Source organism: Antarctobacter jejuensis, assembly GCF_052266595.1.
In the GTDB taxonomy this organism is placed as follows: Bacteria; Pseudomonadota; Alphaproteobacteria; order Rhodobacterales; family Rhodobacteraceae; genus Antarctobacter; species Antarctobacter jejuensis.
The window spans coordinates 473766-499191 of the sequence record NZ_JBQQXJ010000001.1 but is presented as its reverse complement, the minus strand read 5'-3'; the positions used below and the strand labels follow the sequence as shown (position 1 = coordinate 499191).

At 64.4% G+C, this 25426-nt stretch carries 23 protein-coding genes; 7 read left to right on the top strand and 16 right to left on the bottom strand.

Annotation, left to right across the window (positions count from 1 at the left end; translation table 11 throughout):
- Positions 1-6: 6 nt before the first annotated feature.
- From ACTXGA_RS02400 to ACTXGA_RS02370, 7 genes are all read right to left on the bottom strand, one after another.
- Positions 7-690, bottom strand: coding sequence for a TerB family tellurite resistance protein (locus tag ACTXGA_RS02400; RefSeq protein ID WP_443391516.1), 684 nt, complete (start codon positions 688-690; stop codon positions 7-9).
- An 81-nt stretch (positions 691-771) separates the two neighbouring features.
- Entirely contained in the window at positions 772-1383 is a 612-nt protein-coding gene (locus ACTXGA_RS02395; protein WP_443391515.1) for a VOC family protein, read from the bottom strand.
- A gap of 11 nt (positions 1384-1394) precedes the next feature.
- Positions 1395-1844, bottom strand: coding sequence for an MAPEG family protein (locus tag ACTXGA_RS02390; protein ID WP_443391514.1), 450 nt, complete (start codon positions 1842-1844; stop codon positions 1395-1397).
- Positions 1845-1941: 97 nt separating this feature from the next.
- The gene (gene glyS, locus ACTXGA_RS02385; RefSeq protein WP_443391513.1) at positions 1942-4164 is read right to left on the bottom strand and encodes a glycine--tRNA ligase subunit beta; all 2223 of its coding nucleotides are present in this window, start codon (positions 4162-4164) and stop codon (positions 1942-1944) included.
- A gap of 185 nt (positions 4165-4349) precedes the next feature.
- Positions 4350-5207 carry a DUF1206 domain-containing protein gene (locus tag ACTXGA_RS02380; RefSeq protein ID WP_443391512.1) on the bottom strand — a complete coding sequence of 286 codons (858 nt, stop codon included), beginning with the start codon at positions 5205-5207 and terminating at the stop codon, positions 4350-4352.
- A gap of 83 nt (positions 5208-5290) precedes the next feature.
- On the bottom strand, positions 5291-5806 hold the full coding sequence (locus ACTXGA_RS02375) for a DUF6446 family protein (RefSeq protein WP_443391511.1): 516 nt from the start codon (positions 5804-5806) through the stop codon (positions 5291-5293).
- A 148-nt stretch (positions 5807-5954) separates the two neighbouring features.
- Positions 5955-6884 (bottom strand): glycine--tRNA ligase subunit alpha, encoded by a 930-nt coding sequence (locus tag ACTXGA_RS02370; protein WP_443391509.1) that lies wholly within the window; start codon positions 6882-6884, stop codon positions 5955-5957.
- Positions 6885-7066: 182 nt separating this feature from the next.
- Between ACTXGA_RS02370 and ACTXGA_RS02365 the strand changes: the two genes are divergently transcribed.
- Complete coding sequence (locus ACTXGA_RS02365) at positions 7067-8869, top strand: serine protease (protein ID WP_443391508.1); 1803 nt, start codon at positions 7067-7069, stop codon at positions 8867-8869.
- Between the two features lie 489 nt (positions 8870-9358).
- Here the strand turns inward: ACTXGA_RS02365 and ACTXGA_RS02360 are convergent, their stop codons facing one another.
- From ACTXGA_RS02360 to ilvC, 4 genes are all read right to left on the bottom strand, one after another.
- Positions 9359-10765 carry a calcium-binding protein gene (locus tag ACTXGA_RS02360; protein ID WP_443391506.1) on the bottom strand — a complete coding sequence of 469 codons (1407 nt, stop codon included), beginning with the start codon at positions 10763-10765 and terminating at the stop codon, positions 9359-9361.
- A gap of 181 nt (positions 10766-10946) precedes the next feature.
- Complete coding sequence (locus ACTXGA_RS02355) at positions 10947-12512, bottom strand: calcium-binding protein (protein WP_443391505.1); 1566 nt, start codon at positions 12510-12512, stop codon at positions 10947-10949.
- Between the two features lie 156 nt (positions 12513-12668).
- Positions 12669-14075, bottom strand: coding sequence for a calcium-binding protein (locus tag ACTXGA_RS02350; protein ID WP_443391504.1), 1407 nt, complete (start codon positions 14073-14075; stop codon positions 12669-12671).
- Between the two features lie 392 nt (positions 14076-14467).
- Positions 14468-15490 (bottom strand): ketol-acid reductoisomerase, encoded by a 1023-nt coding sequence (gene ilvC, locus ACTXGA_RS02345; protein ID WP_443391503.1) that lies wholly within the window; start codon positions 15488-15490, stop codon positions 14468-14470.
- Between the two features lie 136 nt (positions 15491-15626).
- On the opposite strand from ilvC, the gene ACTXGA_RS02340 reads away from it, so the two are divergent.
- The 4 genes from ACTXGA_RS02340 (at position 15627) to ACTXGA_RS02325 (ending at position 18302) form a co-directional block, all read left to right on the top strand.
- Positions 15627-16082, top strand: a complete 456-nt coding sequence (locus ACTXGA_RS02340) for an Lrp/AsnC family transcriptional regulator (protein ID WP_443391502.1) — start codon at positions 15627-15629, stop codon at positions 16080-16082.
- Positions 16079-16537, top strand: coding sequence for an Lrp/AsnC family transcriptional regulator (locus ACTXGA_RS02335; protein WP_443391501.1), 459 nt, complete (start codon positions 16079-16081; stop codon positions 16535-16537). Before ACTXGA_RS02340 ends, ACTXGA_RS02335 begins: the two co-directional genes overlap by 4 nt.
- 164 nt (positions 16538-16701) lie before the next feature.
- On the top strand, positions 16702-17046 hold the full coding sequence (locus ACTXGA_RS02330; RefSeq protein ID WP_443391499.1) for a hypothetical protein: 345 nt from the start codon (positions 16702-16704) through the stop codon (positions 17044-17046).
- Between the two features lie 131 nt (positions 17047-17177).
- Positions 17178-18302: an aminotransferase class V-fold PLP-dependent enzyme gene (locus tag ACTXGA_RS02325; RefSeq protein ID WP_443391498.1), complete on the top strand. Its 1125-nt coding sequence runs from the start codon at positions 17178-17180 to the stop codon at positions 18300-18302.
- A gap of 164 nt (positions 18303-18466) precedes the next feature.
- Here ACTXGA_RS02325 and ACTXGA_RS02320 read toward each other — a convergent pair whose 3' ends face one another.
- The 3 genes from ACTXGA_RS02320 to ACTXGA_RS02310 all read right to left on the bottom strand — a co-directional run bounded on the left by ACTXGA_RS02320 (position 18467) and on the right by ACTXGA_RS02310 (position 20702).
- Positions 18467-19660: a UbiH/UbiF family hydroxylase gene (locus ACTXGA_RS02320; protein WP_443391497.1), complete on the bottom strand. Its 1194-nt coding sequence runs from the start codon at positions 19658-19660 to the stop codon at positions 18467-18469.
- A 54-nt stretch (positions 19661-19714) separates the two neighbouring features.
- Positions 19715-19921, bottom strand: a complete 207-nt coding sequence (locus ACTXGA_RS02315) for a hypothetical protein (RefSeq protein ID WP_443391496.1) — start codon at positions 19919-19921, stop codon at positions 19715-19717.
- 124 nt (positions 19922-20045) lie between these two features.
- Complete coding sequence (locus ACTXGA_RS02310; RefSeq protein WP_443391495.1) at positions 20046-20702, bottom strand: pyrimidine 5'-nucleotidase; 657 nt, start codon at positions 20700-20702, stop codon at positions 20046-20048.
- A gap of 102 nt (positions 20703-20804) precedes the next feature.
- On the opposite strand from ACTXGA_RS02310, the gene ACTXGA_RS02305 reads away from it, so the two are divergent.
- On the top strand, positions 20805-21455 hold the full coding sequence (locus ACTXGA_RS02305; protein WP_443391494.1) for a GntR family transcriptional regulator: 651 nt from the start codon (positions 20805-20807) through the stop codon (positions 21453-21455).
- Between the two features lie 113 nt (positions 21456-21568).
- On the opposite strand, the gene ACTXGA_RS02300 is transcribed toward ACTXGA_RS02305, so the two are convergent.
- On the bottom strand, positions 21569-23455 hold the full coding sequence (locus ACTXGA_RS02300; protein WP_443391493.1) for a glycosyltransferase family 2 protein: 1887 nt from the start codon (positions 23453-23455) through the stop codon (positions 21569-21571).
- A 135-nt stretch (positions 23456-23590) separates the two neighbouring features.
- Positions 23591-24742 (bottom strand): glutamine-hydrolyzing carbamoyl-phosphate synthase small subunit, encoded by a 1152-nt coding sequence (gene carA, locus ACTXGA_RS02295; protein WP_443391492.1) that lies wholly within the window; start codon positions 24740-24742, stop codon positions 23591-23593.
- A gap of 184 nt (positions 24743-24926) precedes the next feature.
- On the opposite strand from carA, the gene ACTXGA_RS02290 reads away from it, so the two are divergent.
- Positions 24927-25388 carry a GatB/YqeY domain-containing protein gene (locus tag ACTXGA_RS02290; protein ID WP_443391491.1) on the top strand — a complete coding sequence of 154 codons (462 nt, stop codon included), beginning with the start codon at positions 24927-24929 and terminating at the stop codon, positions 25386-25388.
- Positions 25389-25426 lie beyond the last annotated feature (38 nt).

Sequence of the window (25426 nt, the reverse complement as noted above, 5' to 3'; positions counted from 1 at the left end):
CGGGGGTCAGGCGGGTTCGCGCGCCGAGATTTCCTCCCAGGCGCGGTTGATGTCGATCATGCGCCGCTCGGCGATCTTGACCGCCTCTGCCGGGACGCCGCGGGCGATCATCACATCCGGGTGGCTGTCACGCACCAGCCGGCGCCACTGCTTGCGGATATCCTCCAGCGGCATGTCGGGGGTGACGCCCAGCACGCTGTAGGGATCGGGTGCCGCATCGGGGACAAAGCGGCTGCGCAGGGCGCGAAACCGCTGTTCGTCCATGCCGAAGATCTCTGCCACGCGGGCCAGAAAGGCATCCTCGGCCGGGTGATAGGTGCCATCGGCCAGTGCGATGTGAAACAGCCCCTCCATCAGGTCGCACAGCGTGCCAGAGCTTTCGCCGAACATGCCCGCGATGCGGCGGGCGTAATCCTCGAACCCCGCCACGTCCTGCCGGGCAAGGTTGAAGACGCGCGCCGCGCCGGCCTCGTCCTCGCGCGGGATCTGAAACACCTCGCGAAAGGCGGTCACCTCGTCGCGGGTCACATGGCCGTCCGCCTTGGCCATCTTGGCCGACAGCGCGATCACCGCGATGGTGAAGCCGACGCTGCGTTCGGGCGGCGTGCGCAGTTTGGCGAAAACCTCGGCAAGGCCTTCGCCCGAGCGCAGGGCCTGCAGGGCCTGGGTGATGCGGGTCCAGATCGACATGGGGGCTATTCTAGGCGGATGCGGCGTGACTGTCAGGGGCGATTGGGAGATTTTTCTGCATCTGCGAAGGGTTTCGGCGGATCAGCGCAGGGTCAGCGGGCCCGAAGGGCCGGTCAGCGCGGCGCTCAGGCCAGGGCGGGCCGCGCTGACGAAGTCCACCGGGGCACCGGTCAACAGCGGCGCCAGAAGCGCCTGCAGGGCCGCGGCCTCGGGGTGAGCCACGCTCAGCCGGTCCAGCGCGATGCCCGAGGGGGGCAGGCTGTCGCCGGGCGGGCGCGCCACATGCCACTGGATCAGCGCCGGGAACAGCCCGTCAAAGGGCAGCCGCCCATCAGGCGGCACCGCCATGGACCAGCGCAGCCCGTCGCGTTCCAGATCCACCCGCCGCCCGGCCATGGGCAGCGCCGCGATGGCCGCGTCAATGTCCGCGACCCGGCAAATCCACTTGTCCAGCCTCGCAGGCCCGCGAAAATAGTCCAGCCCGAACCAGCGCGCATCCGGCGGGGCGGGGGCCTCGGGATCGATGGCAATGGCCTCGATGTAGTAGGGCGCCATGCCCAGCAGCCGGTTGTGCGTGCCATAACGCGCGTGACGCCCGCCGGGCAGCAGCGACAGGCCAAGCTGCGCTTCGGTCCAGGCGGTGGCCTCGGCCAGCGTTTCACCTGCGACGGCGATATGATCCAGTTCCAACATGCGTCAGCGCCTCACAATATCTGCACCGCCTCCCACAGCGTCAGAAACGCTGCGAAGACGGTGGGATAGAATGTCGCCGCAAAGCCGAACCCGCGCAAGGGCGGGGCAAGATGGTAGCCGATCCAGACGGCCAGCCGCGCCACACCAAACCCGGCACCCAGCGTCAGCACCGTCCCGCCGCCCAGAACCGGCCCGGCCAGCGGCCAGATGCAGGCGGCCAGCAGGATCTGCTCCACCGTATTGGCCAGCACGCGCGCGTCGATCCGGGCGCCGCCGCTCAGCGGCCCGCCGTCGATCGCCGCATCATCAAAGAACCGCCGCTGCGCCAGCCGCCCGATCATCAGGAGCATCGGCAGCCCGGCGCAAAAGCCCGCCACCGCCAGCGCAAGACCCAGTCCGACGTCCTTCCACAGCGGGCCAAGCCAGATCACGCCCAGCCCCCAAAGCGCGCCAAGCGCCATGCCGATCAGGATTTTCCCCCGTTTCGGAATGTAGCGCTCCCTATGGCTTCTTCTCTTTGAAAATACGCCAATCCCCGGCCCGCCAAGGGGCGGGACCTCAGGCCTCTATGCGGGTCAGGTCCGCCACCTGCAGACAGGTGTGCCGGATACGCGACAGCAGGTTCAACCGGTTGCGGCGCACCACGGTGTTCTCGGCATTGACCTGCACCGCCTCGAAAAACGCGTCGATAGGGGCGCGCAGACCGGCCATGGCCTCCATGGCGGCGGTGAAATCCTCACCCGTCATGGCGGGGGCGATTGTGGCCTCGGCCGCGTCGAGGGCGGCAAACAGCGCGCGCTCTTCGTCGGTTTCGGCGAATTTCACATCCGCGCCATAGCTGTATTCGACGCCGTCCTTTTCCTCGGCCTGCGTCAGGATGTTGTTGGCGCGCTTGAAGCCCTGCAGAAGGTTCTCGCCGTCATCGGTCTTCAGCAGGTCAGACAGCGCATGGGCGCGTTTGACCAGCAGCGTCAGGTCGTCCTTGCCCGGCATGGCAAGGCAGGCGTCGATCACGTCATGGCGCAGGCCTTCGCCGCGCAGGTGCACCTTCAGCCGGTCATGGATGAAGCCCAAGAGGTCGTCGCTGGTGTCGGGGGTATGCGCCTCGACCTGTTCGATCCATGCGGGTTTCTTTTTCAGATGGTCGAGCAATTCGCGCACGGTAGAGCCGAAAACGCCGTGCTGTGCGATATTGGCCAGCAATTCGTCGCGCAACTCGTCCTCGTCGTCATCGCCGTTGGTTTCGATCTTGTGGCGCAGCAATTGCGCGTCGATCAGCCGGTCCAGATGCAGGCGCAACTCGTTGGTCAGCACAAGCCGGATCACCCCAAGGGCCGCACGGCGCAGGGCATAGGGGTCTTTCGATCCGGTGGGCTTTTCGTCGATCGCCCAGAAGCCGGTCAGCGTGTCCAGCTTGTCCGACAGTGCAACGGAGACCGACACCGGCGCGGTCGGCACATCGTCCGAGGGGCCAAGCGGCGCGTAATGATCCTGACAGGCGGCGGCGACGGCGGCGTCCAGACCGGCGGCCTCGGCGTAATAGCGCCCCATGAGGCCCTGAAGTTCGGGGAATTCATAGACCATTTCCGACGACAGGTCGGCCTTGGCCACATCGGCGGCCTGTGCCGCCAGACCGGCATCCGCGCCGACCATGGGCGCGACTTCGCGCGCCAGAGCGGTGATGCGGGCGATGCGGTCGCGCTGCGAGCCCAGCTTGTTGTGGAAGGTCACGTTGCCCAGCCGTTCGGTCCAGGACGACAGGCCCTTGGACTTGGCCACGCGCAAATCGTTTTCCCAGAAGAACTTGGCATCCGACAGCCGGGCGGCCAGCACCTTCTGGTTGCCGGCAAGGATGGTCGCGCCGTGGTCCTTGGTTTCGATATTGGCGACGGTGACGAATTTCTCGATCCGGCCGGTGGCGGGGTTCTTCACCGAAAAGAACTTCTGGTGTTCCTTCATCGAAGTCTGCAGCACCTCGGGCGGCAGGTTCAGGAAAGCCTCGCCGATTTCGCCCATCAGCACCACGGGCCATTCCACCAGCCCCGCGACCTCTTGCAGGAGGCCCTTGTCCTCGACCACCTCCAGCCCCTGAGCAAAGGCCATGTTGGTGGCGTCATGCCAGATGGTTTCGGCACGCTCTTCGGCGGAAAGCACAACCTTGTTGCGTTTCAGCCGGGTTGCGTAATCCTCGAAGCTGGTCACCTCGAAAGCGCCGTCGCCCATGAAGCGGTGGCCTTCGGTGGTCTGGCCCGCCTTGATGCCGTCGATGTCCAGATCGACCACGCTGTCGCCGTGTTCATCGCTCATGACACAGAGGATGCGGTGCAGGGGACGCACCCAGCGCAGGGTGCCTGCGCCCCAACGCATGGATTTCGGCCATGGGAAACCGCGCACGGTCTTTTCCAGCACCTCACCCACGATCTCGGCCGCCGGGCGGCCCGGGGTGGTGACGGTTGCGTAGTAGAAGCTGCCCTTCTTTTCGGCGCGCTCTTCCAATTGGTCGCGGGTCACGCCCGCGCCACGCATGAAGCCCTCCAGCGCCTTGTCCGGCGCGCCCACCTTGGGACCGCGGCGTTCCTCGCGCAGGGTGGGGCTTTCGGCTGTCAGGCCATGCACCGTCAGCGCAAGGCGGCGCGGCGTCGAAAACCCTTCGGCCCCGGCATAGGTCAGACCGGCCTCGACCAGACCGTCGGTCATCAGCTTTTTCAGGTCCTCGGCGGCCTTGGCCTGCATCCGTGCGGGGATTTCCTCGGAGAAAAGTTCGATCAGGAGGTCGGGCATCGTGTCACCAGCAGAAGTCTGAAGATCCGCGTCTGCGCGGGGTCGTCGGGTGAGTACCCGTCCCTAGGCTTGGCGGCAAGCGGTTAAGCGACGGCAGAGGGTCCAGCGGTTGGCGAGGACGGCAGCGAGGGGCCAGCCCCTCGCGCTCCCCGAGGTATTTTTAAACCCAAAGAAGGGGGGCGGGCTCAGGCGGTGGCGGCGCGGAGTTTATCCCGGGCCTTTTGCCGGGCGCGGCGGGCGAAGGTCATGACATCCGGCCCGGCGCAGCGTGGGATCACGCGGTAGATCGCCTCGACCAGGTTTTCGACCGCAAAGCCGATCAGGCCCAGCCCGATGACGCCCAGCAGGATGCGCCCGAAGGTGACGGCGCGGATCTGTTGCAGCGCTTCGCCGACGCCGCCCGCCTCGCTGGCATCCGTGGTCAGGGCGGCAAAGAGGATCAGCAGGCCGATGATGCCGATCATCACGCCCTCGGCGAGGCAGCCCGCCTTGAGGATCGGATCGAGCCGTTCGGTCATGGGGGTGACGCGGATGTGGTCCTTGTATTTCTCCGCCACGCCTTTCCAGATGTAATAGGCGCCCGCGCCGAGGGTGGCGAGGCCGATGAGACCAACGATCAGCGGGCCTTGGGGCAGGGTCATCAGTTTCTGGGTCAGGCTCTGTGCGCCGCCCTGGCCCTGCGCGCCGCCAAGGGCGAGCGAGGCTGCCGAGAGGCCAAGGGCGCCGTGGATCAGGCCGGTGGTCACGAGGCCTGCGCGTGCGATCACGCCTTTGATCCCGTGGCCGTAGTCATCGAGATCCATCCAGGCGTCCACAAGACGCCAGAGCGTATAGGCAAAGAGCCCCAGCGCGATCGCCCAGAGCGCTGCAAGGCCCCAGAGATGTCCCTTGAGATCGGCGAGCGCGTCGGTTGTGCCCTGCGCGGCACCGCCCGTCCAGGCCGCCAGACAGGCCAGAGCGCCGACGATCAGGTAGGTGGCGGCGCGGGCACCATAGCCGGCGCGCATGACGGGGGTGACCCACGCGGGGGCTGTGTCGGACATCTGCGCGCTCCTGTTCTGTGCCAAGACAGCGCGCGAGCGGGCCGCGGGTTCCCGCTGATTTGTGTCAGCTGTGCCGGTTTGCGTCAGGGACGAGGGGGGCAGTCGTCGCCCAGCGGCGTGCCGTCATAGGCCTTGTCACCGCATTCGTTGATTTCGTGCCAGACAAATCCGCGTCCGTCATCGGCAATGGCAACAACCCGGTCGATGCCGAATTCAAGGTTGCGCTCTGCGGTGAAGACCTGTGCCTGCCCGGCGTCGATCAGGTCACCGATGGTCTCTGCGTCGAAACAGTCGAACCAGCCGGGCGCGTTGCGCGGCTCTGCGCCCTCGTAGCGTTCAAAGCGCTCTGCGGCCTCTGCCGGGGACAGCGTGGTGGTGAAACAGGCGCGGTAGCGGATCGGGGAGCTGTCGGCGTCGATGCCGCGAAAGTCGGAATAGGGGATCGCGGCGCGGTCCCCGTCCAGCGTGGTCAGCATCACGTCATCGGTGCCGGTTGCGGTGATCTCTTCGTAGAAATGGTAGACTTGGCTGTAATAGACGACCGCGCCGAAGATCAGGGCGATCAGGACGATGCCGATGGCAATGATTTTTCCGGTCATTCAGCGGCCTCTTGGCAGCGGTTCATCGAGACGAAAGGCCCGTGTCGCCGCGTCTTGTCAGAGTGTGTGAAGCCTCGGAGGCAGACCCGTGCCCCGCGATGGAGGGGACCGTCTTTCCGGTCCTCTGGCCGGGGGCGGGGGGTGATGCTCACGCGGCGTATCCCCCGGCCTCTGTCTGCACGAAGGCGTCGGCGCACATCTTTGCCAGGGTCCGCACGCGGCCGATGTAGGCCTGCCGTTCGGTCACCGAAATCACGCCGCGCGCGTCCAGCAGGTTGAAGATATGGCTGGCCTTGATGGTCTGGTCATAGGCGGGGTGCGCCATGACGATGCGTTTGCCGGTCTTGGGATCCTGATGCGGTTCGGCGAGGATGCGGGCCGCTTCGGCCTCTGCCTCCTCAAAGTGACGCAAGAGGACCTCTGTGTCGGCCACGTCGAAGTTCCAGCGCGAATATTCCTCTTCGGTCTGGCGGAAGACGTCACCATAGAGCAGCGGCTGCGGGCTGTCGGGATCGTTGAAGGGCATGTCCATCACGTGGTCGATGCCCAGCACGTACATGGCCAGACGTTCCAGACCATAGGTCAGCTCACCCGAGACCGGGTGGCAGTCGTGGCCGCCGACCTGCTGGAAATAGGTGAACTGCGACACTTCCATGCCGTCGCACCACACTTCCCATCCCAGACCCCAGGCGCCCAGTGTCGGGCTTTCCCAGTCGTCCTCGACAAAGCGCACATCATGCAGGGCCATGTCGATGCCGATTGCCTCGAGGCTGCCAAGGTAGAGCGCCTGCAGGTCCGGCGGGCTGGGTTTGATCAGCACCTGGTACTGGTAATAGTGCTGCAGGCGGTTGGGGTTCTCACCATATCGCCCGTCCGTGGGGCGGCGCGAAGGTTGCACATAGGCCGCGGCCCAGGGTTTGGAGCCGAGCGCGCGCAGGGTCGTGGCCGGGTGAAAGGTGCCGGCGCCCACTTCCATGTCGTAGGGCTGGAGAATCGCGCAGCCCTTGGTTGCCCAATAGGTCTGCAGCCGCAGGATGATTTCCTGAAAGCTGCGCGGTTTTTGCAGGGTCTCGGCCATGTCCCGGCTCCTCTCCTTCGATTGGCGCCTGATTAGGGCGGCGCGGGGCTGCGGTCAATCTGATAGGCGGCGGGGGCGCACCGCCGATCACGGGCTTTTTGGCGTGCATGTCCCCGGTTCTCTGCTAAGACTCGGTCGGTGGATAAGGTGCAGTTTTCAAGGGCAGAGGGTCAGATATACCCATGATACAAAAGCTCATTGCAGTCTTCGTCGCGGTGGTGATGACCACCCGGGCCGTTCTGGCCCAGGATGCGGCGGCAGGCGATGATGTCGTCTATATTCAGCTTGAGGCACGAACTTCTCTGGTCAGTGCGCAGACCAGCGCGCGGGAGTACGCCGGTCAGCTGGATGACGTGAATGGATTTTCGCTGGGGGGCGGATGGTACGGAATCGCGCTGGGCCCATACCGGCGCGGCGATGCGCAGCGGCGGCTTACGGAGCTGTTGCAGGCGCGGCGCATCCCGGCGGACAGCTATATCGAGGTGGACCGCGCCTTTGGTCAGCAGTTCTGGCCGGTGGGCGTACAGCGCGGCACGGCGCCGCTGGTGTCGGTTGCCCCCGATCCCGCGCCGCAGCCGGCCGCACCCGAGCCGCAGGTTGTCCCGACGCCCGATCCGCAGCCTGATCCGCAGGTGGTGGCCGCCCCGGCGCAGCCTGTCATCCCCGAAGAAACCGTGCAGGAGGCGCGCCAATCCGAGGCCCGTCTGACCCGTGCGGAACGGGACATGCTGCAGATCGCGCTGAAATGGGCCGGTTTCTACGATGGCGGCATCGACGGCGCCTTTGGTCCCGGCACGCGGGCCTCCATGTCGCGCTGGCAGGAGGCCAATGAATTTGACCCGACCGGTGTTTTGACCACCGGGCAGCGGGCGGAATTGCTGCGCCAGTACAATGCGGTGCTGGACGGCATGGACCTGCAGATGGTGCGCGACAGCAATGCCGGCATCGAGATGGAAGTGCCGCTGGGCGTGGTGGCTTTTGACCGCTACGAGGCGCCCTTTGCGCTGTTCAAGCCGTCGACCGACATCCCCGCGCGCGTCCTTATGGTCAGCCAGCCGGGCGACCGCGCCGCGCTGAACGGGCTGTATGAAATCATGCAGACGCTGGAGATTGTTCCGGTCGAGGGCGAGCGCCAGCGGGACGGGCAGGGGTTCCTGCTGACCGGTGAGAACGACCGGATCGTGACCCATTTCGAGGTCGGCCTGCGCGGCGGAGAGATCAAGGGCTTTGGCCTTGTCTGGCCCGCAGGCGATGAGGAACGCCGCAGCCGTGTGCTCAAGCGGATGCAGGACAGCTATGCCCGTATCGACGGGGTGCTTGACCCGGCGCTGGTCACCGATGACGGCCAGTCCGTGGATCTTGTCTCGGGGCTGAAGGTGCGGAAGGCGAAGGCCAGCGCTTCGGGCTTTTTCGTCGAGGCGCAGGGTACGGTCGTGACCTCTTCGGCGCTGGTGGACAGCTGTGAGCGGATCACGCTGAACGGCGTGCATGACATGCGCCTTCTGGCCTCCGATCCGGATCTTGGTATCGCGGTGCTGACCCCGGTGGACCGTCTGGCCCCGTCGCGTGTGGCGCAGTTCCGCAACGGTGACATTCGCCTGCAGTCCGAGGTTGCGGTGGCCGGTTTCTCCTTTGGTGGGATTCTGACCGCGCCGACGCTGACCTTTGGCACGCTGGAAGACCTGCGCGGTCTGGCCGGTGAGGAGCGGGTCAAGCGGCTGGCGCTGTCGGCGATGCCGGGCGATGTGGGTGGTCCGGTCTTCGACACGGGCGGCACCGTTCTGGGCCTGCTCTTGCCCAAGGACGCGCAGGGCGGACGTGTGCTGCCGGAGCAGGTGAGCTTTGCCGCCGATGGCGATCTGATCCTCGAATTCCTGCGCAACAACGGCATTCAGCCGGTGTCGCGCGGGGGGGTGACGCCGCTTGCGCCCGAGGATCTGACCGCGCAGGCCGCCGAGATGACCGTGCTGGTCAGCTGCTGGTAAGCGCGCCAATAGCCACGCCTTTTGCCGCCCCGGTCCTGACGGTCCGGGGCGGTTTTCGTTTTCGGGATATGCCCCGAGTGGGGAATGATTAAACCGGCGGCCACCGGAAAAAGGATCGCCTGCGCCGGGGTGCCAATCCCGGCCCGATGGGGGCGTTTCCGCCCCGTTCTGCGCAGATCGAACGGACCCCGAGGGAGGGGCGCTGATCCGGGTTTCATAGGCGTTTGGGAAAACGCCAGAGGTCGACCGCCAAGGGTTTTGCCGCAGGGCGGTTAACCTTGTCTTGCACCGGCGTGCGGTGCGCCCCGCAGCCCGGCCCACGATATCCGTCCTGTCCAAGACCTGACTTGGAGTGACGAAAAAGGGCACCGCCTTCGGTGCCCTTTGTGCATTCCCTCTCCTGACAGCGGGTGAGCCTTTGCGGCGGCGTCGCTGGCCAGGGATCCGGCCCAAACCGCCGCTCAACAGCGGCGCAGAGGGCAGGGGCGGTTACAGCACGAAATCATCCGCCGTCAGCCCGGTGACACCGCCGACACGGATCTCTGCGTCGATCACGCCGTCGCCGTTGTTGTCGATCTGAACGATGGTCGATCCGGTGGCGGTTTCGTTCAGGCGCAGTTCGGGGTTGCCGGACGGGGCAAAGGCGGCTGTGCCGCGGAATTCGAACACGCCCGGCGACAGGCCTGCGACAATGATAACGTCGACGCCCTGTTCAAAATCAAGGATCTGGTCACGGTTGGCACCAATCCCAGCATCCGCAGTGCTGCGGAAGACAAAGCTGTCGGCACCCTGACCGCCTGTCAAGTAATCGCGGCCCAGACCACCGGCCAGTTCATCCTCACCGGCGCGGCCCCGCAGGATGTCGTTGTCGTCGCCGCCTTCCAGCGTGTCATCGCCGTTTCCGCCATCCATGGTGTCATTTTCCGGCCCGCCTTCGAGGTAGTCCGACCCATCCTGACCGACAAGGATGTCGTTCCCGCCCTGACCAAGGATTGTGTCGTCTCCGGAATTGGCGTTCAGCGTATCGTCGTTCGACCCACCTTCGATCTCATCGTTGCCGTCCCCGCCAAGGATGAAATCATTGCCGCTGCTGCCGTCCAGAATATCGTCGCCGCCGCGCCCCAGCAGCGTGTCGTCACCTGACCCGCCGTCGAAATTGTCGGAAAAGGCGCCACCGGCCAGCAGGTCATTGTCTTCGTCGCCATAGACGGTGCCCGACACCCTGCCGCCGCCGCCCTGATAGACATCGTTTCCGTTGTCCAGATAGATGTTGCCGTTCATTACACCGTCGTTGATGATGGTGTTCACACCTGTCCCGGCAGAGGCGTTAAAGCTGCCGTTGTCGCCGGTGATCGTGCCGGTGTTGCGCAGCAGCGTGGCACCGGTCGATCCGCTCTGCCAGTTCATGTAGACGCCGTAGCCCTCTTGCCCCATGATCGTGCCAGTATTGACAAGGGATATGGAGGCAGTGCCGCCGTCCAGATTTACGCCGTCGGATTCGCCGATGATCGTGCCAGAGTTGCTCATGCTGACGTTAATCGCACCGTCGGTATCACGCACATCCACCGCGTCCTCACCGGACATGAGTGTGCCGGCGTTCTGGATACGCACGGCGCCTGTGGCATTGATGCTCAGTGTGTCGCCATTTGCCGCCGAGACAAAGCCGTCCGGCCCGATAAAGAGATTGACGCTGTCGCCGTCAAAATCGAGCGCGTTGTACGAACTGGAGCTGTGCGCCAGAACCGTGCCGTTCAGCGTCAGGAAATGCGACCCATCTGCGGTGATCGCGTCACCGGTAGTGACGACAAGTTCCGCGTCTTTGGTGACGATCCCGAATTCCGCAGCTGTCAGCGTGCGGGCGGCGGATGAAAAACCGGTAAGGGTAAAGCTGGCCATTTGTAACTCCTGAAAAAAAAGCGAAAATGATCGAAAGGGACTGGCGGCCTTAGTGCCGTCCAGAGGTATTTTATAAATTTGTTTGCCTAGCACCTAACCACGCAACAGGTTTCGCCCGGTAAATGTGCCTTTTTCGCCGTTTTATGGCAAGTTTTAACCGATTTACCGGGCGGAATGTGTCTTAGAGCACGAAATCATCCGCCGTCAGGCCGGTGACGCCGCCAACGCGGATCTCTGCGTCGATGGTGCCGTCGCCGTTGTTGTCGATCTGTACGATGGTGGATCCGGTGGCGGTTTCGTTCAGGCGCAGTTCGGGGTTGCCGGACGGGGCAAAGGCGGCTGTGCCTTTGAACTCAAACACGCCCGGCGACAGGCCCGCGACAATGATAACGTCGACGCCCTGTTCAAAATCAAGGATCTGGTCACGGTTGGCACCAATCCCAGCATCCGCAGTGCTGCGGAAGACAAAGTTATCGACACCTTCGCCCCCAGTCAGGAAATCACGCCCCAGACCACCGGCCAGATCATCCTCACCGGCGCGACCGCGCAAGATGTCGTTGCCGTCACCACCTTCTAGGATGTCGTCGCCGTTGCCGCCGTCGAGGGTGTCGTCGTTGCCGCCGCCATCCAGAAAGTCGCTGCCGTCCTGACCGACAAGGATGTCGTTGCCGAGATCGCCATAGATCGTGTCGTCGCCAGCATTGCCATTCATCGTGTCGTTGTTGGTGCCGCCGTCGATGTCGTCATTGCCGGAGCCGCCAAGGATAAAGTCATTGCCGGTGCCGCCGTCCAGCACGTCGTCGCCGCCGCGCCCGACCAGTTTGTCGTCGTCGCCGCCACCGTCCAGAATGTCGGCCGCATCGCCACCGGACAAGGTGTCATTGCCAGACTCGCCAAAGACCGTGCCGATGGCCAGACCGCCGCTGGCCTCATATGTGTCGGTGCCCGCCCCGAGACGGCTATCCCCCAGGATCGTACCGGAGTTCCGGATCAGGTCATTCCCGCCTTCGAAATTAATGGCCTGGCCAATTGTGCCGTTGTGTTCGATCAGGCCAGAGTTGTTGAGCCGCACGTCGGTGGCACGGCTGGTAGAAAGAGCGCCAACCCAGCCGCTGATTGTGCCGGAATTGCTGATCTGTGCACCGCCAGGGTCACCAAAGTTGAAGAGGACTGCGGTAGACGCCAAGCTTGTGATCTTGCCAGAGTTTATGAGGACATGGTTTGACGTGTCGGATACGTCGTTTGCCAGGGTGAGGGCGTTGCCTTCGCCGACGATTTCGCCAGAGTTCGAGATGTACATATAGCCGGTGCCCGTATCTACATCGACCGTGTTGTTATCCTGAGACGTGATGCTGCCCGAGTTGGTCAGCTGGAAATTGGCACCGCCATCAGAGTCGAGGAAGTCGATTGCATTGCCGTTCGACGAATAGATGGTCCCGTGATTGACGATCTGACCCAGTGTGGACAAGTTCATGTCGATGGTGCCGGAGGAGGGGTTTTCGGCGCTGATTACGCCGTCCGGGCCGTTCAGCAGTTCGAACACGCCGCCATCGGCGTTGATGGCCGCATTGCCGCTGTTATAGGTGTAGATATAGCCGTCATTGGTCAGCCAGTTGGTGCCGGAGGTGGCGGTGACCGCCGCCGTGGTATCCGAGTAAATTCCGCCAAGACGGGTGATCAGTCCAGACTCGCTGCCGTTCAGTGTCTGGGCAATGGTTGTGACGCTGGTGCGTAAAAAGTCAGCCATTTTATTGGTTTCCTTGTGATGTAATTGGTTCGAAAATCTGTTGATGCAGACATTCTTTGCCTGCGTTGTCCGCGCGGGTTAACTTTTCATTAATAGATTTTGTCGGTCAATAGTTGTGATTTGCCCCGTGACGCAGGTGGTCACGGGGCAGGGAGGTTACAGCACGAAATCATCCGCCGTCAGGCCGGTGACGCCGCCCACCCGGATCTCGGCGTCGGCCGTGCCGTCACCATTGGCGTCCAATTGAACGATGGTCGAGCCGGTGGCCGTCTCAATCAGCCGCAACTCGGAGTTGCCCGAGGGCGCGAAGGCGGCGGTGCCGCGGAACTCGAACACACCCGGCGACAGACCCGCCACGACGATCAGGTCAACGCCCTGTTCGAAATCGAGGATCTGGTCACGGTTGGCGCCAACCACGGTTTCGGCCAATGCGCGAAAGACGAAGTTGTCTGCATCTTGCCCGCCGGTCAGATAATCACGCCCCAGACCCCCGGCAAGATCATCTTCGCCCGCGCGGCCGCGCAGGATGTCATTCCCGCTGCCGCCTTCGAGGATGTCGTCGCCATTGCCGCCGTCCATCGTGTCATCGTTGTTGCCGCCCTCCAGAACGTCGCTGCCGTCCTGACCAACAAGAATGTCATTGCCGGATCCGCCCAGAATGGTGTCGTCGCCCGAATTGCCATTCAGGGTGTCATTGTCATTGCCGCCGTCGATTTCATCGTTGCCTTGCCCGCCAAGGATCGTGTCCAGCCCGCTGTCGCCGTTCAGGCTGTCGTCACCGCCACGGCCGACCAGAAGGTCGTTGTCGTTGCCGCCCCTGAACACATCCGTGGCGTCGCCGCCCGCGGCCGTGTCATTGCCGGCACCGGCGAACAGGGTTCCGCGTAACACTCCGGGCCCTTCATAGCGATCGGCACCCGTTCCGGTGGTAATGTCACCCTCCATGATGCCGGAGTTGAAGATGTTGTCAGCACCGGCGCCGACATTGGTGGTATATGAGCCACTCTGCCCCGAGATGGTCCCGGTGTTGCTCAGGAAGGTCGTTCCTGTCGAGGCGGTACTTCGCCAGTTGGACCAGATCCCATAGTCGCCGCCCTGTATCGTGCCGGAGTTCGAGATATACTGGGCCGCACTGCCTCCGTCGAACACCACAGCATCGGACTGGGCAATGATCTTGCCGCTGTTGACGAGGCGGTTGATCCCGTTGCCGTCAGTCACACGTGAATCGATGGCATCCTCATAGGACAAGATGGTGCCATCGTTAATCAGCAGGAAGGTGCTGGTTCCCCGGATGTCAAAGGTGTCGTCTTCCAGAGAGGAGACCGTGCCGGTTGGCCCGACGAAGGCGTAGAAACTGGCGCCGGTGTGATCAACGGCATTGGCGGTTGAATTTGTGTGCGCGACGATGGACCCGTTCACGTACAGATAGTTGGTTCCGACCGTCGAAGATACGGCGTCACCGTTGACAACAAGGTTCGCATCCTGATCGGTCAGGATTCCTGTTTCATTGCCCACAAGGGTCTGCGCCGTGGTCGAGAACCCGGTGAAAGTGAAGTCAGCCATTGGAATTGTCCTTTCGATTCAATGAAATTGATCCGAAACCAGGCGCGCCAAGGCTGCTCAGAAAAAATAGAAACCGCTCCATCGGCGGAGATACGAATTACCAGCCCGTGCCCGCAAATGTGGCATTTCGGATGGCGTAGCCGGATCTTACCACATTTGCGGGCGGGGGAAGAAATCCGGTTTTGTGACGGGTTTGGGCATGGACCGAAAGTGTCCGCTGGCCGGCCGGTGACACGTCCCTCACGGTTGCCTGCGTCGATGAAACCGTCGCATGACACGGTCGCCTGACCGACGATGGGTCCGACCGGACAGGGGGCGACCGCACAAAAAAACGCCCCGCAAAGGGGGCGTTTTGCAGAGTGGGGCGGCGGGCCTGCGCCCGCCGGACCGCCTCAGTTCTTCGACTTGTCGACCATCTTGCCGGCGGAGATCCACGGCATCATGCCGCGCAGCTTTTCGCCGGTCGCTTCGATCTGGTGTTCGTCGTTGATCTTGCGCGTCGCTTTGAACGACGGCTGGCCAACGGCGTTTTCCAGCATGAAGTCACGCACGAACTTGCCGGTCTGGATGTCGGTCAGAACCGCCTTCATCCGCGCCTTGGTCTCGTCGTAGGGCAGGATGCGCGGGCCGGACACGTACTCGCCGTACTCGGCGGTGTTCGAGATCGAGTAGTTCATGTTGGCGATGCCGCCTTCGTAGATCAGGTCCACGATCAGCTTCACCTCGTGCAGGCATTCGAAATAGGCCATTTCCGGCTCGTAGCCGGCCTCGACCAGGGTTTCGAAGCCCATGCGGATCAGTTCGACCAGACCGCCACACAGAACCGCCTGTTCGCCGAAGAGGTCGGTTTCGCACTCTTCGCGGAAGTTGGTTTCGATGATGCCCGAACGGCCGCCGCCGATGGCCGAGCAGTAGGACAGGCCGATTTCCAGCGCCTTGCCGGTGGCATCGTTGTGAACGGCCACGAGGCAGGGCACGCCGCCGCCCTTGGTGTATTCGCCGCGCACGGTGTGGCCGGGGCCCTTGGGCGCCATCATGATGACGTCGACGCCGGGCTTGGGCTCGATCAGGCCGAAGTGGACGTTCAGGCCGTGGGCAAAGGCAATGGCAGAGCCTTCACGCAGGTGATCGTGCACGTATTTCTTGTAGGTGTCCGCCTGAAGTTCGTCGGGCATGGTGAACATGATCACATCACACCAGGCCGCCGCTTCGGAGATGCCCATGACCTGCAGGCCTTCGGCTTCGCATTTCTTGGCCGAGGCAGAGCCTTCGCGCAGGGCGACGGCGACGTTCTTGGCACCGCTGTCGCGCAGGTTCAGCGCGTGGGCGTGGCCCTGGCTGCCGTAGCCCAGGATGGCGACTTTCTTGTCCTTGATCAGGTTCACATCGCAATCGCGATCATAGTAAACGCGCATGGTGGCGCTCCTTCCTTGGTCTTGTTGTTCTGGCGGGCAACCTACGCCCTGCGGCGTGAGAGTGGTTGCGTTTTTCGGCCGTTTTTCCCAATAAGGGAAAAATTCATTCGCACAATGGCGAATGTGTGGGGAAACCATGCTGGACGATACGGATCGGCGCATTCTGCGCCACATGATGGCAGAGCCGGAGATGCCCGGCGGCGCGCTGGCCGATCGGGCCGGGGTCACGGCCTCCACCCTTGCGCGGCGGCTGGAACGGCTGCGCGCCTCGGGCGTGCTGAAGGGCGTGCGCGGTGTGATCGACTGGCGCATGCTGGGCTATGAGGTCGAGGTGTCACTGCGCGTGACGCTGGACAAGACCCAGAGCCGCGCCTTCGACGAATTCATCGCCGCGGCGCGCGAGGTGCCAGAGGTGCTGGAGATCCAGACCTTTCTGGGGCAGGTGGATGTGCGCCTCTCGGTCATCGCGCGCGACATGGCGCATTACCAACAGCTTTATCGCCAAGACCTGCTGACCCTGCCTCATATCTCCGACATCGAGGCGCTGATGCACGTGGCGCGGGTCAAGGAACAGGAGGCGCTGCCGCTGTGATCGACCTTGACGATACGGATCGCGCACTGGTGCGCGCGCTGGCTCAGGATGCGGGGGCCTCGGCCGGGGCGCTGGGGCGACAGTTGGGCCTGTCCCAGCCAGCATGCTGGCGGCGCATCAAGCGGCTGCGCGAGGCGGGGGTCTTTCGTGGCGCGCGGCTGGATCTGGACGCCGCGGCGCTGGGATTTGGCGTGACGGTTTTTCTGGGGGTCAAGCTGGCCACAAAGGGCCGCGTCAGCCTGGAGGATTTCGAACGCGCGGTTTCAGCGATCCCCGAGGTGCAGACCGTGGAGCACGTTCTGGGAGCCTATGACTATCGCCTGCGGGTGGTCGCGCGGGACCTGTCGGACTTTGAGCGCGTGCTGCGGCGACGCATCATGACCCTGCCGGGGGTCGGCAACCTTGATGCCAACGTGCTGCTCAGCGAAGAACGGCGGCCCGGCCCGCTGGGGTAGGCAGAGGATCGGCAGGGACCTGCCAGCAGCATGGCAGGCAACTCATGGCGGCTATGCATATTTGGCCATGGTGGCGTCCCGTTATTGCACCATATTTGGGCAGTCAGTGAAAAGCGGGTTGGGTACTCCACCCGCGCTGAATGTTGAATGCCAAGAGGACTAAGATGAAACCGATCCTTGCCGCGGCCCTGATTGCCGCGACCTCTGGCGCCGCCCTAGCCGACGACGTCACCGTGACCACAACCCAATCCGGCGCAAGCCTGCGCGAGGGTGCGGTCGATATGAATGTCTATCTGGTCGAGGAAGCGGGCGACTATCGCGTCGTCGCCTCCTATGTCACCGGCCCCAAGAACAAGGAACCCGCGCGACTCGTGATGGACCTGCAGGATGGCCAGACGGTCACCTATGGCCTGCCGGGCGCCCCGGGCTACCACTTTACCTTTACCCGTGCAGGGGATGCGATCTCTGTCACCAGCGCAGGCAAACAGGCGCTGACCGGCACCTACTGATCCCCTGCCGGATCTTCAGACACCCCGGGCGGCGCATCTTGCGCCGCCTTTTTTTGTGCCCGGCAGGTGCGGTCGGGCTTTCCGCCGCGCGCGCGACGGGCTAGCAACGGGGGAAACATGGAGGATCCGACATGGCCTTGCGCGACGATATCGACCCGACGGGTCTGGAAGAATTCTCGGTCGTCTTCACCGACCGTTCGCTGAACCACATGAGCGCCGCCTTTCAGCAGGTGATGCGCGACATCTCCGGCATGCTGAAAGAGGTCTACAACGCCGATGCCGTGGCGCTGGTCCCCGGCGGCGGCACCTATGGCATGGAGGCGGTGGCGCGGCAGTTCGGGCGTGGCGCGGACGTGCTGGTGGTGCGCAACGGCTGGTTTTCCTTCCGCTGGTCGCAGATCTTTGATGCGGGCGGCTTTGCTGGCGAAACCACGGTGATGAAGGCGCGGCGCACGGGCAACGCGCTGGACGCACCCTTTGCCCCGGCCCCGATCGAAGAGGTCGAAGCCAAGATCGCCGAGGTCAAACCGGACGTGGTCTTTGCCCCGCATGTGGAAACCTCTGCAGGGGTGATCCTGCCGGATGACTACATTGCGCGCATGGCCAAGGCGGCGCATGAGGCGGGCGCCCTGATGGTGCTGGACTGCATCGCCTCGGGCTGCATCTGGGTCGACATGAAGGCGCTGGGCGTCGACGTTCTGATCTCTGCCCCGCAAAAGGGCTGGTCCGCCACGCCTTGTGCCGGTCTGGTGATGATGTCCGAGCGCGCAGTGGCGCGCATGGAAGAGACCACCTCGGACAGCTTCGCGGTCGATCTGAAAAAGTGGCACCAGATCATGAAAGCCTATGAGGATGGCGGCCACGCCTATCACGCCACCATGCCCACCGACGGGCTGCGCGCCTTCCGCGACACCATGCTGGAAACCCGCGACTACGGATTTGGCAAACTCAAGGAGGCGCAATGGACGCTGGGCAATGCCGTGCGCGCCATGTTTGCCGAGAAGGGCGTGAAATCCGTCGCCGCCGAGGGCTACGGCGCGCCGGGTGTGGTGGTCTGCTACACGGGCGATCCGGAGATCAAGACCGGCAAGGCCTTTGCCGCCAAAGGCATGCAGATCGCCGCCGGCGTGCCGCTGCAATGCGACGAGCCGCCAGAGTTTTCCACGTTCCGCATCGGGCTTTTCGGTTTGGACAAGCTCTATGACGTCGAAGGCACGGTGGCCCGTCTGCGCGGGGTGGTCGACCAGGTGCTTTAAGGCAAAGCGGGGATGGGGGCTCTGCCCCCATCTCCCTGCGGTCGACTCCCCCGAGAGTATTTGAGAACCCAAAGAAAGTGGGGCGCGCACCCGCCATCAGGGCCGGGCGAAAGAGCGACCCCCTGCCGTGGCGCGACAGAGGGGGCAGAGCCCCCCCCTCCGGTCTAGCCGCCGGCACCCAGGCCCAATTGCATCAGAGATTTGCGCACCGGCTTCAGGCTGTAGAGGGCATCCAGCCCTTTCGCCCGGATATCGCGCAGCGGTTCCGCCGAAATCTGCGAAATGCGGTTCAGGGCGGTGATTCCGGCCACCCGGGCGCGAATGTCGCCGATGCGGGCGCCGTGGTAGGCATCCAGCATCTGCCTGTCGCCCAGACCTTCTGGTCGGGCCAGGGCAAGGTCGCGCAAGACCGAGATATCCTTCAGGCTCATGTTCAGACCCTGCGCACCGATGGGCGGGACGACATGGGCGGCCTCGGCCACCAGTGCCATACGTTGCGCGCTGAGCCGCTCTGCTTCTTGTGCGATGATCGGCCAGATCGTCCTGCGCGAGGCGAGTTTCAGCGGGCCGAAGAGGTGACAGGAGCGCTCGGACATTTCCTGTTCGAACTCCGCCTCGTCCAGCGAGAACAGGCGTTGCGCCCGGGGCCCGTCTTCCATCCAGACAATGGCCGAGCAGGGGCGGCCATCGAGGTCCGGCAGTGGTACAAGGGTAAAGGGGCCGCCGGTGCGATGGACCTCGGTCGATACATTGCAATGCGGGATCGGGTGGGTCACGGCGAAGGCCAACGCCTTTTGACCGAACCGGGTGGTGCGGACACCGATGCCCGCCGCCTGTCGCATGGGAGAGGCACGCCCATCGGCGGCGATCAGCAGGCGGCATCTGGCGCGCGTGCCATCGCTCAGGGAAACGCGGGCTTCGCCCTCGCGGGTGAAAAGCGCGGTTGTGCCGGTGCCGGGGCGAAACTCAGCCTTGTCCAGTTCACCCAGCCGCGCCGCCATTTCGCGCCTCAGCAACCAGTTGGGCAGGTTCCAGCCAAAGGGCGTGTCCGAGATGTCCTCGGCCTCGAAATCCTTGATCACGCGGGGTTCGGCAACCGGTCCGCCCGCGTCCACGATGCGCATGACCTGCAGTGGCATCGCGTGTGCGGCCAGCCGCGGCCAGATGCCGATCTCTTCGAGAAAGGCCTGCGCCGGTTGCAGAAAGGCGGTGGTGCGCAGGTCGGCGCCTTCGACGTTGCGTTCGGTCACCGGCGGGGCGGGATCTACGCAGAGCGTCCGGAACCCGGCAGAGGCAAAGGCGGCGGTTGCGGTCAGACCGGCGATGCCGCCGCCCGAAATGATGATGTCATAGTCCATGGCCTGCTCCTTTCACGCCTATCTAGGGCGCAAACGGGGCGGGGACCATGCGGCTTACTTTCCGACCGAAATCAGGATCAGCACCACGTACATCACCGGCACCAAGGCCAGGGCAGTCATGGCAAGACCCGGCAGGCCGAACAGCACGGTCATTGCCGCGCCGAATACGACCAGCAGGACGGCGATCAGATAGGCCAGCTTTTCGTCGGACAGTCCTGCTTTGGGCAACTGGGTGGCGGCAGTGGCTTCGGGTGCGGACATCGTCATATCTCCTGTTTATCTGCGGGAGGAAATAGCATGCTGCGACGCAGCGAAAACCTGCGAATTGACGCATGCCGGATGGATCTTTTGTGAAGCAATTGCGCCGGGACGCCTGTCCGGCAGGTCAACGCAAGGCGCGCAGAAAGCCGGTCAGGTCGTCGGTGTGATGGTGGATATGCGGGGCGGGGGCAGGTTCGGGCGCCACGTGAACCGTGCGCATGCCCATGGCATGGGGGGCGGCGAGATTGCGCGGGTCGTCCTCGAACATCGCGGCGGAATTGGGGGTGACGCCGTCGCGGGCAAAGACCCGTTCAAAGGCCTCGGCCCGGGGTTTCGGTGTGTAATCCGCATGTTCCACGCCGTAGACGGCGTCAAAGGCCGGCGCCAGACCGCGGGCGCGCAGGACCTGCGCGGCGTAGGGCGCGCTGCCGTTGGTGTAGACGATGCGGCGGCCGGGCAGTTCCGCGATCAGCTCGGCCAGGTGCGGGTCCGGGGTCAGCGCGTCGAAGGAGATGTCATGCACCTCTTCGAGGTAGTGTTCCGGGTCGACGTGGTGGTGGGTCATCAGGCCCGCAAGCGTGGTGCCGTAGTCCGCCCAATACCTCTTGCGCAGGTGCTCTGCCTCTGTCCGGGGGGCGCCTGTGGCACGCATCACGTAGTCGGTCATCTTGACTTCGATCTGGTCGAAGAGGCGGACGGCCGGAGAATACAGCGTGTTGTCCAGGTCAAAGACCCAGGTGCGCACGTGGGCGAAATTGTCGGCGAGGCTGTTGCGTGTCATGTGCCCTAGCTAGGCCGCCTGCGGGGCTGCGGCAATTGCTGCGGCTTGATCCTGCAACAGTCCAGCGTCTATCGTTGCGCGATGGACGCAAGGGAGGGGCGGATGGCCCAGGTGAAGCCGGTGCAGAAAGATGCCTATACGATGATCCTCGAGGCAATCGACCAGGGGGTCTATCGTCCGGGCGACCGGCTGGTCGAGAGCGAGCTGGCGGACCGCTTTGGCGTTTCGCGCACGCCGATCCGGGAGGCGTTGCAGCGGCTGGAGACGCAGTCGCTTTTGGCGCGGGACGGGCGGTCGCTGATCGTGGCCTCTTTGGATCACAACCAGATGGCCGAGCTGTATGCGGTGCGGTCCGAGCTGGAGGGGCTGGCGGCGCGGCTGGCGGCGCGGCACGCCACCGAAGAGGAGGTGCGCGTCCTGTATGACATGATCGAGGAGGATCGCGCGCTGCTGAAGGATCCGCCGGCGATGGCACGGGCGAACCGGCGGTTTCATCGGATGATCCACCTTGCCTCGCACAATCGCTACCTCGTGCAGCAGCTGGATCTGGTCTATCGCTCGATGGCCTTGATGGCGACGACGTCGCTGGCGGCGGAGGGGCGGGGAGAGATCGCGCTGGCCGAGCACAAGGCGATTGTGGATGCGATTTCGACCCGCGATGAAGAGGCGGCCTATAGCGCCCTGAGGGACCATATTTCGGTGGCCTTCATCACCCGGCTGAAGCAGGACAATGCGGAGCATCGGTCGGCCTGACGGAGTGGCTCCCTGGGCTGTGTCCACGCGTGGACAGCTTAGGGGGAATGCAGAATCAATAACTTACAGGCGCAAGTTCATGTTCTGTTAGGATATGGGCCCCAAAGCCGGGCCTATTTTTCGGGCGGGACATCGGCGCCGGGGGCATCCGGGGCGGAGCGACCGTGCTGTGTCTTGTCCCAGTAGAAGGGGTTGCGCACGGTCTCCCACAGGGCCTTGTAGATGGCCACCGTGCCCAGCGGGAAATAGGCAAAGAGCGTCGGCACCCAGGGCATCAGGAACCGGTGCGGAGAGCGCGCCAGCGCCGCGAGGCCGACCACGATGGAGATCGCCTCTGCGCTGAGGAAGACGGCGGTGAGTTTCAGCACCATGGCGGGCGTCATCACCGGGTCCAGCGGATGCGGCAGACCGGCGAGGATCAGCCAGAAGGACCAGAGCACCGGGGCGAAGATGAATTGCACCAGCGTGGTCAGGAACAGCAGCTGAAAGCCGACAAAGCGCCGTGGCCCCAGATCACGCCAGAGCCGCAGCGGCCTGCGCGAATGCACCCACCATGTGATGCCATAGCCCTTGAGCCAGCGGGAGCGTTGCTTGATCCAAGGCCAGAAGCGGTTGTTGGCCTCTTCGCGGGTGACGGTGGGCACCAGTTCGGTGCGAAAGCCATGCCGCGCAAGGCGGATGCCCAGATCGGCATCCTCTGTCACGTTGTGGGCGTCCCAGCCGCAGACCTTTTCCAGCACCCCGCGCCGGAAAAACACCGTGGTGCCGCCAAGCGGCACCGCAAAGCCCAGACGCGAAAGACCGGGCAGCAGCACCCGGAACCAGCTGGCATATTCGATGGTGAAACAGCGCGACAGCCAATTGGCGCGCGGATTGTAATAGTCCAGCACCCCCTGCAGGCAGCCGACCTCTGGCGGGGCGCGGTCGAAATGTTCGACCATGCGGGTGATCTGATCCGGGGCGGGGGCGTCCTCGGCATCGTAGATGCCCACGATCGCGCCCCGGGTGAAGCGCAGGGCGTAATTCAACGCGCGCGGTTTGGTGGTGACGCGCCCCGGCGGCACGGTGACCGTGCGCATCCAGGGCGGCAGATCGGTGCGGGCCAGCGTGGCGCGGGTCAGCGCATCCTCTGCCTCCAGCACCAGAACCACGTCCAGCAGCGCCTTGGGGTAGGTGAGCCGCGAGAGCCGTTCGACCAGCGTGTGAGCGATATCCTCTTCGCGGAACAGCGGCACGAGGATCGAGACCAGCGGCGGGTCGGCGGGCAGTTGCGCGGGCGGCGGCGTGCGACGGCGCGGCAGGGCGGCAAGAGCCACCAGTTTCAGCCCCTGTGACAGGATCAGCGAGCCAAGCGCCAGCGCCAGAGCGCCCGCGAACAACATTTGTGGGGCAAGAATGAGCAGCCCGACAAAGACAAGCCCGGCGACCAGCGCCATGATGCGCCGGGCGGGGGTAATGGTGCCCATGTCCCGGCAGCTGTTCTCATCCGGGACCCATGTTTCCGCCGCTTCGGCCAGCGCGGCCCCGGCGCGGGCCGAGATTTCGGCGTGAATATCGGACTCCAGCGCCAGCGCCATGACCACAGGGCCGACGTCCGGCGGCAGGAGGGGCAGGAGGGCCGCAAAATCCTCTGGCCGCGAGGTGGCCAGCAGCAGCGTGTCGCCCACCCGCATCCACGGCAGGATCCCGTGTTGCAGGCAGAACTCCGGGGGCAGGGCCTGTGACAGGGCAGGATCTGGCGGGCTGTCGGCGCGGTTGAGCACCAGCGCGCCGTAATGTTGTGCCTGCGCCTCCAGCACGTCCTGCCGCGAGGCGATGGCATCGGCGGTGATGACCCGTGGCAGCGGCTGGCCAAGGCGTTCTGCCTCTGCCATGGCGCGCAGGACGGCGGAGGGCGTGGCCCTGCCGTCCTCCATCAGGATGTGGCTGATGGGTTGGCCCCTGCGGGCCTTGGCCTGGGCGAGGGTCGCCTCGGCCAGATGGAGGCGATGCTCCGACATTCGGTCTCCCGCGGAACCTTGGTTAGCGAGAGGTTGACACCGATTTGGTAAATGAAGGGTTAAGCCCTGCGGGTATTGTGCCCGCAGGGTGCCTCCAAACCGTTAATACGCCGGGTTTTTTTCCCGATTTCCGCCTCAGGCGGCATCCATCGAGGCGGCAAAGCGTTCGAACAGGTAAAAGCTGTCCTGCGGTCCCGGGCTGGCCTCTGGGTGGTGCTGCACGCTGAACACCGGGCGATCCGCAAGGCGGATGCCGCAGTTCGATCCGTCGAACAGCGAGACATGGGTTTCCAGCACGCCCTGCGGCAGGGTCTGGCTGTCGACCGCGAAACCGTGGTTCATCGAGGTGATCTCGACCTTGCCGGTGTCGTTGTCCTTGACCGGATGGTTGGCGCCGTGGTGGCCGTGGTTCATCTTGACCGTCTTGGCGCCCACCGCCAGCGCCAGCATCTGGTGGCCGAGGCAGATGCCGAAGATCGGCAGCTGCGTGTCGTTGAGCAGGCGCTGGATCATCGGCACGGCATAGGCGCCGGTGGCCGCCGGATCGCCGGGACCGTTGGACAGAAAGATGCCATCGGGATTATGCGCCATGACCTCATCAAATGTGGCGGTGGCGGGCAGAACCGTCACGTCGCAGCCTGCCGAGGCGAGGCAGCGCAGGATGTTGCGCTTGGCGCCGTAGTCCACGGCGACGACCTTGTGCTTGGGCTCTGTCTGGCGCTGGTAGCCCTCGGGCCAGGCCCAACGCATTTCATCCCAGCGGTAGCTTTGCTGACAGGTGACATCCAGCGCGAGGTCCAGCCCTTCGAGGCCGGGAAAGGCGCGGGCGGCGGCGATCAGCGCGTCGGTGTCGAAGTTGCCATCGGGGTCATGGGCCAGCGCCACATGCGGCGCGCCCAGCTGCCGGATGGCGCGGGTCAGGCGGCGGGTGTCGATGCCGCCGATGGCGATGCGGCCACGGGCCGCCAGCCAGTCGCCCAGTTCCTGCGCCGCGCGCCAGTTGGAGCTGTGCGTCGGCATCCATTTGACCACCATGCCCGCCGCGACCGGATCGCCGGTCTCATCATCGTCGGGGTTCACGCCGACGTTGCCGATATGCGGGAAGGTGAAGGTGACGATCTGACCGGCGTAGGAGGGATCGGTCATGATCTCCTGATAGCCGGTCATGGCGGTGTTGAAACAGAGTTCCGCCGTGGTCTGACCGGTGGCGCCGAAGCCGGTACCATAGAAGAGCGTGCCATCGGCAAGGGCAAGGCAGGCGGTCGGGCGTGCGTGGGCAGCAGGCATGGCAGATCTCCGGATGGCGGCAAATTGGCCGGAACCTAAGGCGCGGCGCGGGTCGGGTCAAGTGTTCGTGCAAAAACAATAACATAAGGAAATCATGGGCTTGGCAGAAATTGCTGCGCTTGCAACAGAGGGCGGTGTGCGATACGGTCCCGTGTTCAGACACAAGCTTTAGGGGATAAAGCTCATGGAACTGCGCGCAAAGGTCAACGCAGCGGTGAAACAGGCGATGAAGGACCGGGCGCAGGAGCGCCTGACCACCTTGCGCCTGATCAACGCCGCCATCAAGGACCGCGACATCGCCGCCCGCGCCGAGGGCAACGAAACCGGCGTTGGCGACAACGAGGTGCTGGCGATCCTTGGCAAGATGGTCAAGCAACGGCGTGAGAGCGCCAAGAGCTATGAAGAGGGCGGGCGGCTGGATCTGGCCGAACGCGAAGAGGCCGAGATCGGGGTGATCGAGGAATTCCTGCCGCGCGCCCTGAGCGACAAGGAAGTGGCCGCTGCCATCGACGCGGCCTTGGCCGAGGTCGGCGCGGATTCGATCCGCGACATGGGCCGGGTGATGGGCGTGCTGAAGTCGAAGTACACCGGCCAGATGGATTTCGGCGCGGTTGGTCCGCGCGTGAAGGACCGCCTGTCGGCCTGAGGGGCCGCAGGGAGCGCCGCCGGACATCTGCTCAAGCG

Bases quoted from the DNA above. Each gene is read 5' to 3' on its own strand.
- ACTXGA_RS02365 (WP_443391508.1), top strand. From the start codon at position 7,067: ATGATACAAAAGCTCATTGCAGTCTTCGTCGCGGTGGTGATGACCACC.
- glyS (WP_443391513.1), bottom strand. From the start codon at position 4,164: ATGCCCGACCTCCTGATCGAACTTTTCTCCGAGGAAATCCCCGCACGG.
- ACTXGA_RS02340 (WP_443391502.1), top strand. From the start codon at position 15,627: ATGCTGGACGATACGGATCGGCGCATTCTGCGCCACATGATGGCAGAG.
- ACTXGA_RS02380 (WP_443391512.1), bottom strand. From the start codon at position 5,207: ATGTCCGACACAGCCCCCGCGTGGGTCACCCCCGTCATGCGCGCCGGC.
- ACTXGA_RS02390 (WP_443391514.1), bottom strand. From the start codon at position 1,844: ATGGCGCTTGGCGCGCTTTGGGGGCTGGGCGTGATCTGGCTTGGCCCG.
- ACTXGA_RS02330 (WP_443391499.1), top strand. From the start codon at position 16,702: ATGAAACCGATCCTTGCCGCGGCCCTGATTGCCGCGACCTCTGGCGCC.
- ACTXGA_RS02320 (WP_443391497.1), bottom strand. From the start codon at position 19,660: ATGGACTATGACATCATCATTTCGGGCGGCGGCATCGCCGGTCTGACC.
- ACTXGA_RS02360 (WP_443391506.1), bottom strand. From the start codon at position 10,765: ATGGCCAGCTTTACCCTTACCGGTTTTTCATCCGCCGCCCGCACGCTG.
- ACTXGA_RS02400 (WP_443391516.1), bottom strand. From the start codon at position 690: ATGTCGATCTGGACCCGCATCACCCAGGCCCTGCAGGCCCTGCGCTCG.
- ACTXGA_RS02290 (WP_443391491.1), top strand. From the start codon at position 24,927: ATGGAACTGCGCGCAAAGGTCAACGCAGCGGTGAAACAGGCGATGAAG.
- ACTXGA_RS02395 (WP_443391515.1), bottom strand. From the start codon at position 1,383: ATGTTGGAACTGGATCATATCGCCGTCGCAGGTGAAACGCTGGCCGAG.
- ACTXGA_RS02375 (WP_443391511.1), bottom strand. From the start codon at position 5,806: ATGACCGGAAAAATCATTGCCATCGGCATCGTCCTGATCGCCCTGATC.
- ACTXGA_RS02325 (WP_443391498.1), top strand. From the start codon at position 17,178: ATGGCCTTGCGCGACGATATCGACCCGACGGGTCTGGAAGAATTCTCG.
- ACTXGA_RS02355 (WP_443391505.1), bottom strand. From the start codon at position 12,512: ATGGCTGACTTTTTACGCACCAGCGTCACAACCATTGCCCAGACACTG.
- carA (WP_443391492.1), bottom strand. From the start codon at position 24,742: ATGCCTGCTGCCCACGCACGCCCGACCGCCTGCCTTGCCCTTGCCGAT.
- ilvC (WP_443391503.1), bottom strand. From the start codon at position 15,490: ATGCGCGTTTACTATGATCGCGATTGCGATGTGAACCTGATCAAGGAC.
- ACTXGA_RS02305 (WP_443391494.1), top strand. From the start codon at position 20,805: ATGGCCCAGGTGAAGCCGGTGCAGAAAGATGCCTATACGATGATCCTC.
- ACTXGA_RS02350 (WP_443391504.1), bottom strand. From the start codon at position 14,075: ATGGCTGACTTCACTTTCACCGGGTTCTCGACCACGGCGCAGACCCTT.
- ACTXGA_RS02315 (WP_443391496.1), bottom strand. From the start codon at position 19,921: ATGTCCGCACCCGAAGCCACTGCCGCCACCCAGTTGCCCAAAGCAGGA.
- ACTXGA_RS02370 (WP_443391509.1), bottom strand. From the start codon at position 6,884: ATGGCCGAGACCCTGCAAAAACCGCGCAGCTTTCAGGAAATCATCCTG.
- ACTXGA_RS02310 (WP_443391495.1), bottom strand. From the start codon at position 20,702: ATGACACGCAACAGCCTCGCCGACAATTTCGCCCACGTGCGCACCTGG.
- ACTXGA_RS02300 (WP_443391493.1), bottom strand. From the start codon at position 23,455: ATGTCGGAGCATCGCCTCCATCTGGCCGAGGCGACCCTCGCCCAGGCC.